This is a genomic window from Solemya elarraichensis gill symbiont (assembly GCF_002021095.1).
GTDB lineage: Bacteria > Pseudomonadota > Gammaproteobacteria > Chromatiales > Chromatiaceae.
Window position 1 is genome coordinate 1 of the sequence record NZ_MPRK01000302.1, and the last position, 1,843, is coordinate 1,843.

General features: G+C 50.7%; 2 protein-coding genes. Both read left to right on the top strand.

The window, feature by feature from the left end; translation table 11 throughout:
• The coding region (locus BOW51_RS10420; RefSeq protein ID WP_281252889.1) for a helicase-related protein at positions 1–628 on the top strand (628 nt) is incomplete at its 5' end.
• A 109-nt stretch (positions 629–737) separates the two neighbouring features.
• A complete protein-coding gene (locus tag BOW51_RS10425) occupies positions 738–1,556 on the top strand; it encodes a CapA family protein (RefSeq protein WP_078477652.1) in 819 nt (272 codons plus the stop codon).
• Positions 1,557–1,843 lie beyond the last annotated feature (287 nt).

The window sequence follows — 1,843 nt, forward strand, 5'->3', positions numbered from 1 at the left end:
CAAACGTGAACTCCTCTCCTGGCTGATCGGGTCCAACAACTGGAAGCAGGTACTGGTCTTCACACGTACCAAGCATGGCGCCAACCGGCTCGCCAAGCAATTGGAGGGTGATGGCATCACCTCTGCAGCGATCCATGGCAACAAGAGCCAAGGCGCACGTACAAAAGCATTGGCAGATTTCAAATCCGGTGATGTACGCGTATTGGTGGCAACCGATATCGCCGCACGCGGGCTGGATATAGACCAGCTACCCCACGTGGTCAACTTCGAACTGCCCAACGTACCTGAAGATTACGTCCACCGAATCGGCCGTACCGGCCGTGCCGGCAACGAGGGCGAGGCGATGTCACTCGTTTGTGTTGACGAACTGAAATTGCTCAAGGATATCGAACGCCTGCTGAAGCGCGAGATACCAAAAGTTGTGATGGATGGCTATGAACCAGATCCCAATATCAAGCCGGAACCGATTAACAAGGGACGCGGCGGTCAGCAGAGATCATCTCGTGGCAGGTCTGGCGGTGGCAATCCGGCAGGCAACAGAAACAGTGGCAACAACAGAAACAGTGGCAACAGGCAGTCAAAAGGCCGTCCCAGCAGCAGAAGACAAGGTTCAGGACGAAACTCTTAACAGAGCCGTCAACATCAGATAAATTGGACATTGTCGAATCATTACAATACTAGAGAATCTATAAGAAAAGAAACCTGGTTGCGACGACTCAGGATCGGTGACGTGGAGCATGAAAAACGATGAGATAAGTATCTTATTGGCAGGAGACGTCATGCTCGGACGGGGCATTGATCAACTTATGCCGCACCCGGGCGACCTCAAACTGTATGAAGCCTGGCGGCAGGTTGATGATGCCAGGGTATTTATCGACCTCTCACAAAAAAGATATGGACCAATACCCGGCAATCGCGATATTGGCTCTGTCTGGGGTGATATCCTGCCGGAGATAGAAGCACTTGATCCGGATCTCCGCCTGATCAATCTCGAAACAGCCATCACCAGCAACGGACAACCGTGGCCAAACAAAAAAATACATTATCGTATGCATCCGCAAAATGTGGGAGTGCTCAAACATGCCAAAATCGATTTCTGCGCACTTGCCAACAACCATGTGATTGACTGGGGCTACCCTGGCCTTGATGAAACATTAGCTACACTGGAAAAATCCGGGGTTCACTATGCAGGCGCAGGAGACGGTATTGAGCAGGCTGGCATGCCAATCACATTACCAGTTTCCGGGAAGGGCCGAGTCATTGTCGTTTCAATGGCAACAACAAGCAGCGGCATCCCTGTTGAATGGGGTGCCGGGTACAAAAGATCCGGCCTGAATCTTGTCGACCTGAACGATTTCTGGATCAACCAGATTCGGGACAGCATTTCCGTAATCAGGAAACTTGGTGATATCGCCGTGGCATCAATCCACTGGGGCAGAAATTACGGACATGATATCCATCCACGACAACGTTACTTTGCTCACAAGCTGATTGCAGAAGCAGGCATCGATCTCATCCATGGTCACTCGTCACATCATGTGAGAGAGATTGAGTGATACAAGGGAAAACTTGTCCTATATGGATGCGGCGACCTGATTAACGACTATGAGGGCATTCCAAAAGCACCGGAAAAAGAGTGCTATGAACCCGATCTTGGCCTACTCTACTTCGCAAAATTGTCCACTGACAACGGCAAACTTCATAGTTTGAAAATGATCCCGACACGCATGCAACAACTGCGCCTTCCAAGCGTGTCTTTGATCTCGTGATGTAAAACGGGACATCCAAGTCTCCCTTTTACACTCGATCTTCGACAGCCTTTATTGCCCCGGACGCCCTGCGT